This is a genomic window from Comamonas sp. (assembly GCF_036666375.1).
In the GTDB taxonomy this organism is placed as follows: Bacteria; Pseudomonadota; Gammaproteobacteria; order Burkholderiales; family Burkholderiaceae_C; genus Comamonas.
The window spans coordinates 21,203-27,560 of sequence record NZ_JAVWWA010000064.1 but is presented as its reverse complement, the minus strand read 5'-3'; the positions used below and the strand labels follow the sequence as shown (position 1 = coordinate 27,560).

At 66.3% G+C, this 6,358-nt stretch carries 5 protein-coding genes; 1 reads left to right on the top strand and 4 read right to left on the bottom strand.

The features are described from left to right. Window positions 1–3: 3 nt before the first annotated feature. The 3 genes from holA to leuS are packed head-to-tail and all read right to left on the bottom strand — an operon-like array spanning window position 4 to window position 4,277. A complete protein-coding gene (holA, locus tag RR928_RS15635; protein WP_332539777.1) occupies window positions 4–1,050 on the bottom strand; it encodes a DNA polymerase III subunit delta in 1,047 nt (348 codons plus the stop codon). A gap of 7 nt (window positions 1,051–1,057) precedes the next feature. Continuing rightward, on the bottom strand, window positions 1,058–1,561 hold the full coding sequence (locus tag RR928_RS15630) for an LPS-assembly lipoprotein LptE (RefSeq protein WP_332539778.1): 504 nt from the start codon (window positions 1,559–1,561) through the stop codon (window positions 1,058–1,060). A gap of 1 nt (window position 1,562) precedes the next feature. Next, a complete protein-coding gene (gene leuS / locus RR928_RS15625) occupies window positions 1,563–4,277 on the bottom strand; it encodes a leucine--tRNA ligase (protein WP_332683222.1) in 2,715 nt (904 codons plus the stop codon). 326 nt (window positions 4,278–4,603) lie between these two features. Here leuS and RR928_RS15620 point away from each other — a divergent pair, with 326 nt between their 5' ends. After that, a complete protein-coding gene (locus RR928_RS15620) occupies window positions 4,604–5,863 on the top strand; it encodes a mechanosensitive ion channel family protein (RefSeq protein ID WP_332683227.1) in 1,260 nt (419 codons plus the stop codon). A gap of 51 nt (window positions 5,864–5,914) precedes the next feature. Here the strand turns inward: RR928_RS15620 and RR928_RS15615 are convergent, their stop codons facing one another. Continuing rightward, window positions 5,915–6,358, bottom strand: a complete 444-nt coding sequence (locus RR928_RS15615; RefSeq protein ID WP_332539128.1) for an ExbD/TolR family protein — start codon at window positions 6,356–6,358, stop codon at window positions 5,915–5,917.

Below are 6,358 nucleotides of genomic sequence, written 5' to 3'. Positions count from 1 at the left end.
GCCTTATTTGAAGGATTGCACCATTTCAAATGCCAGCCGGCGCAGTGCCTGCCAGCCGTCCTGCGGCCAGCCCGGAGACTTGAGGCCCTTGACGATGCCGTCGACGGTGTGTGCCGACTGCAGCAGCTGCGCCGCGGCCTGGTCGTTCAACCGCGGCACGATGCGCTCGAAGAAGCGCTCCTTCGCACCCCAGATGCGCTGCTCGCGCAGCGCCATGGGCAGCGGACGCCCGCCCGCAATCGCGTCCTTGACACGATGGAGTGCACGGATGTCCTCGGCCAGCGCCCAATGCACCAGCACTTCGGCCACGCCTTCGGCCTGCAGGCCGTCGAGCATGCGCTGCACGCGCGCCAGCTGCCCCGACAGCACCGCGTCGGACAGCTTGAACACGTCGTAGCGCGCGACGTTGAGCACGGCCTGCTCTATTTGCTCGCCGTGCAGCTCGCCGGCCGGGTACAGCAGCGCGAGTTTCTGGATTTCCTGGTGCGCGGCCAGCAGATTGCCTTCGACGCGGTCGGCGAAGAACTGCAGCGCGCGCTGGCCTTCCTCGCCCGCGACCACGCGCTGGCCCTGGGCCGCAAGCCGCTGGGCGATCCAGGGCGGCAGCGCCGCGCGCTCGATGGGATCGATCTGCAGCGTGACGCCATGCGCGTCCAGCGCCGAGAACCAGGCGCCGGTCTTGGTCGCCTTGTCCAGGCGCGGCAGCATGACCAGCGTCAGCGTGCTGTCGTTGCCCTGGGCGGACTCGGCAATCTGCTGCAATGCCTGGCTGCCGTCCTTGCCCGGCTTGCCCGAAGGAATGCGGATCTCGAGGATCTGCTTGTCGGCGAACAGCGACAGCGAGCCACCCGCGGCCAGCACGGCACTCCAGTCGAAGTGCGCGCCGGCCACAGTGTGGCTGCTGCGCTCGGAATAACCCGCGGCGCGCGCCGCGGCGCGGATCGCGTCGGCAGCTTCCTGCTGCTGCAGCGGCTCGTCGCCGTGCAGCGTGTAAAGCGCGCGCAGACCCTTGCCGAGGTGGGCCTGGAGCTGGTTCAGGCCAAGCTGCATGCCGCCCTCACAGTGTCTTCACGGCCGCGAGCCGGCGCAGCAGCTGCTGCACCAGATCGGTCTGCATGTTGCGGTAGAGCAGCAGCTCTTCCGCCTCTTTGGACAGCGCAATGGTTTCGTTGTAGCTGATGTCGCGCTGCTGCAGCAGTTCGGTGTCGGGAATCACATCGTCGCCATTGGGCTTGCGCAGCTTGAAGCGCAGGCGCAGGCGCAGCTGCAGTTCGCGCACCTGGCCCGAGGCGTTGAGACCCACGACCACGCGCTCCTGGCGCTCGCTGATCAGCTCGAAGATGACTTCGGCGTCATCGGGCGAGCGCGGATCGCGCAGCACCGTGAGCTTCTCCGTCGAAGACGACAGCGTGCGCTCGAGTTCGCGCGCCAGCATCGAGCCGCGCGGCGCCTGGATGAACAGCGAATGGAAGGCGAACTGGGGCACGCCGCGCAGGCGGAAGCCGCACGCCGCAAACAGAGGCACCACGGACACCAGGGAGAGCAGCGTGCGTTTGCGCATGTCAGACCACCACGTTCACCAATCGGCCCGGCACCACCACCACTTTCTTGGGGGCGGCACCTGCGGCCTGTTTCAGGAAAGCGTCGCTGGCCAGGGCCAGGCGCTCGATCTCGGCCTTGTCGGCCGTCGCGGCGACGCGGATCGAGCCGCGCAGCTTGCCGTTTACCTGCAGCATGAGTTCGATCTCGTCCTGGACCAGGGCATTGGCATCGACCTGGGGCCAGGGCGCGTCGAGCAGTTCGCCCAGATGCTGGCTGTAGCCCAGGCTGCTCCACAGCGCATGCGTGACGTGGGGCGTGGCCGGGTAGAGGCAGCGCAGCAGGATGCCGAAGCCTTCGATCGCCGCGATCTGGCCGTCGGGCGTATCCGTGCCCTTGAAGCTTTCGAGCGCGTTGATCATCTTCATCGCGCCCGAGACCACGGTGTTGTACTGCATGCGCTGGTAGTCGTAATCCACCTGCTTGAGCACGGTATGGATTTCCAGGCGCAGCGCCTGGGCGTCCTTGCCGAAGGCCACGCCCGACAGGTCGCGCGCGCTCGCGCCCACGGCATCCGCCGCGGCATAGTCGCCGGCCAGCAGCTTGAAGCCGTAGTTGTAGACCCGGCGCAGGAAGCGGTAGCTGCCTTCGACCGCGGCGTCGTTCCACTCGAGCGTGGCTTCGGGCGGCGCGGTGAACATGGTGTACAGGCGGGCGGTATCGGCGCCGTACTTGCTGATCAGCTCCTGCGGATCGATGCCGTTGTTCTTGGACTTGGACATGGTGCCCACGCCCTCGTAGTCGATGGCCGTGCCCACGGGCAGCAGGCCGTCGGCGCTGTCGACCGCGGTCTTGAGCTGGGCGCCGACAATCTTGCCGGCGTCATCGAGCACATGCTCGACGTCCTTGGGCCAGAAGTATTCCTTCGCGCCCTTGGCCGTGCGGCGGCTGTAGATGTGGTTGAGCACCATGCCCTGGGTCAGCAGCTGCGAGAACGGCTCGTCGAAGGTCACCAGGCCCAGGTCGCGCATCACCTTGGTCCAGAAGCGCGCATACAGCAGGTGAAGAATCGCGTGCTCGATGCCGCCGATGTACTGGTCCATGCCGCTGCCGCGCATCCAGTACTCGGTGCCCGCACCGACCATCTGTTCGCTGTTCTTGGCGTCGCAATAGCGCATGAAGTACCACGAGCTGTCGACGAACGTGTCCATCGTGTCGGTCTCGCGACGCGCGGGCTTGCCGCAGCAGGGGCAGACCACGCCCGCATGGAAGACTTCGCTCTTGACCAGCGGATTGCCCGAGCCATCGGGCACCAGGTCCTGCGGCAGCACCACGGGCAGGTCCTTTTCGGGCACCGGCTGGGCGCCGCAATCTTCGCAATGGATGATGGGGATGGGCGTGCCCCAGTAGCGCTGGCGGCTCACGCCCCAGTCGCGCAGGCGCCAGGTGGTCTTCTTCTCGCCCAGTCCCTTGGCGCCGACCAGCTCGGCGACCTTGTCGACCGCCTGCGCATGGCCCAGGCCGTCGAGCACGCCGGAGTTGACGCAAACCGACTTCTGCTTGTCGCCGTAGGAGTCGGCCCAGGCTTCGGTCGAGAAGCTTTCGCCTTCGACAGCCACGACCTGGCGGATAGGCAGGCTGTATTTCTTGGCAAACGCGAAATCGCGCTCGTCATGTGCGGGCACGCCCATCACGGCGCCGTCGCCATAACCCATCAGCACGTAGTTGCCGACCCACACTTCGACCGACTCGCCGGTCAGCGGATGGGTGACGAACAGGCCCGTGGCCATGCCTTCCTTTTCCTTGACCGCGAGTTCGGCTTCGGTGGTGCCGCCCTTCTTGCATTCCTCGATGAAGGCGGTCAGCGCGGGGTTGGACGCGGCCGCATGCGTGGCCAGCGGGTGCTCGGGCGCCACGGCGCAGAACGTCACGCCCATGACGGTGTCGGCACGCGTGGTGAACACGTACATCTTGCCGTCCTGGATCAGCTGGCCCTGGGCGTCGCGGATGTCATGCGTGAACGCGAAGCGCACGCCGCTCGACTTGCCGATCCAGTTTTCCTGCATCAGGCGCACCTTGTCGGGCCAGCCGGTCAGCGTGGCCTTGTCGTTGCCGACCTGCACGTGGTCCAGCAGCTCCTGGGCGTAATCGGTGATCTTCAGGTAATAGCCCGGGATCTCGCGCTTTTCGACCAGGGCGCCGGTGCGCCAGCCGCGGCCGTCGATGACCTGCTCGTTGGCCAGCACGGTCTGGTCGACCGGATCCCAGTTCACGACCTGGGTCTTGCGGTAGGCAATGCCCTTGTCGAGCATCTTCAGGAACAGCCACTGGTTCCAGCGGTAGTACTCGGGGTCGCAGGTCGCGACTTCGCGGCTCCAGTCGATTGCCAGGCCCATCGACTGCATCTGCTTCTTCATGTAGGCGATGTTGTCGTAGGTCCACTGCGCGGGCGGCACCTTGTTCTTCAGCGCCGCGTTTTCCGCGGGCAGGCCGAACGCGTCCCAGCCCATGGGCATCAGCACGTTATAGCCCTTCATGCGCAGATGGCGCGTGAGCATGTCGTTGATCGTGTAGTTGCGCACATGGCCCATGTGCAGCTTGCCGCTGGGGTACGGCAGCATCGAGCAGGCATAGAATTTCTTCTTGCTGTCGTCTTCGGTGACACGGTAAGCGTCACGGGCGGCCCAGTGCTCATGCGCCGCGCGCTCGAGCTCGATATGGTTGTATTTGTCTTGCATGATGGAGAGCGGGTTCCGGCAGCAGGGCGCCGGTGAAAGCCAAGGTCAACCGGGATTTTAGGCCGGACGCCACACCGCACCGCCGTGACCGGCTATCTCCCTGCGCAAAGCCCCGTGCGCCAGCGCTTGAAAAAGGGTTTTGGACGCGCTGCGCGCCGGCCCGTGCGGCTCTTGCCTATGCTGTGAAACCGTCCGGGCCGGCGCGGCTCGGCGCATGGAACTTGTGTCCCGACCTTCGGTCTCACCCCGTCTTTCCCCCCTTCCCCCGCTTTCTTGAGGAGCCATTTCTGGTGCATTGGTCATTGATTTCCGAGCTGGAGCCCTGGATGCAGTCCATCGCGGGCCTGGCCCTGCTCGCGCTGCTGGCGTTCGTCAGCCGCTATCTGGCGCAATTCTTCCTGCAGCGCGTCGTGCGCCGGGTGCGCCTGGGCCTGGCCGCGAACTGGGCCGAGATTCTGCTGCACGACAAAGTCATGCGCCGGCTCGCGCAGACCGTGCCATGGCTGGTGGTGCAGATCGGCATGGCGGGCGTTCCCCATCTTCCGCCACGGTTCCATGGCCTGCTGCTGAACCTTGCGGTCGCGGTCAGCATCGTGCTGGTGCTGCGCACCTTCAACGCCCTGCTCGATGCGATGAACGAGGCCCACGAGCGCAAGGAGCGGCTCAAGCCCTCCATGCATTCGATCAAGAACTATGTGCAGCTGGGCCAGCTGCTGGCCGTGCTGGTCGCGGCCGTGCTGATCATGGCGACGATGCTGGACCGTTCGCCGCTGCTGCTGCTGTCGGGCCTGGGCGCGCTGTCGGCCGTGCTGATGCTGGTCTTCAAGGACACCATCCTGTCGTTCACCGCGGGCGTGCTGCTCGGCTCGAACGACATGATCCGCGTCGGCGACTGGGTCGAAATGCCCCAGGTCGGCGCCGATGGCTTCGTGATCGACATCGCGCTCAACATCGTCAAGGTGCAGAACTGGGACAAGACCATCACCACCATTCCCACCTGGAAGCTGATGAGCGACAGCTTCAAGAACTGGCGCGGCATGTCGCAGTCGGGCGTGCGCCGCATACGCCGCGCGCTGCGCATAGACGCCGACACGATTCGCGTGCTCGACGCGACGCAGCTCGAGCAACTGTCGCGCATCGCTCTGCTCAAGGACTATCTCGCCGAAAAGCGCGCCCAGACCGCGGCGCTGCCGGCGTCCGCCATGGCACAGTCGGCGCCTTTCCACCCGCTGCAGCTCACCAACCTGGAGCTGCTGCGCGCCTATGCCTATGCCTATCTGAACGTGCACCCGGGCATACAGCACGACACCTACCTGCTCGCGCGCACGCTCGAACCCACGACCGAAGGCGTGCCGCTGGAGCTGTACTGCTACACCTCGACGTCGGTCTGGGTCGAGTACGAAAACATCCAGGGCAGCATTTTCGACCACCTGATAGGCGTGCTGCCCGAGTTCGGCCTGCGGCTTTACCAGCGGCCGTCGGGCAGCGATGTGCTGTCGGGATTGCGCCCATTGGCGCAGGGCAGCCTGGCGCAGGGCCTGGGGCCGCGCGAGGGGCCGCCAAGGCAGGCGGATCAAGGGCTTTGACGCCAAGCGTGCGTTCATCCTTCGACCAGCTCAGGACGAACGGATAGCCGTCTAGCGCTGCGCGGTCTGCGCCGGCTCGGCGACAAAGCCTATGCGCGTGAGCCCGGCCGCATGCGCCCAGCCCATCACCGCCACCACCCGGCCATAGGGCACGGCGGCATCGGCGCGCAACTGCAGTTCGGCCTGGGGCTGGGCCGCTCCCAGCGCCGCGAGGCGTTCGCGCAGCGCGGTCTCCGGCAGTTCCTCGCCATCGACCCATAGCCGTCCCTGGGCGTCGACTTCGAGCGCAATCGCTTGCGGCGGCGTAGGCGGCGCGACCGGCGTCGTGCCCTGGGCCTGGGGCAATTGCACGCGCAGCGCGGCCGCCAGCACGGGCGCGGCAAGAATCAGAATGACGACCAGCACCAGCATCACGTCGACCAGCGGCGTGACGTTGATACCGCTCAGCGGCTCGGGAGAGGAGCCGGTGCGACGGTCGAAGCGGCCGAATGCCAT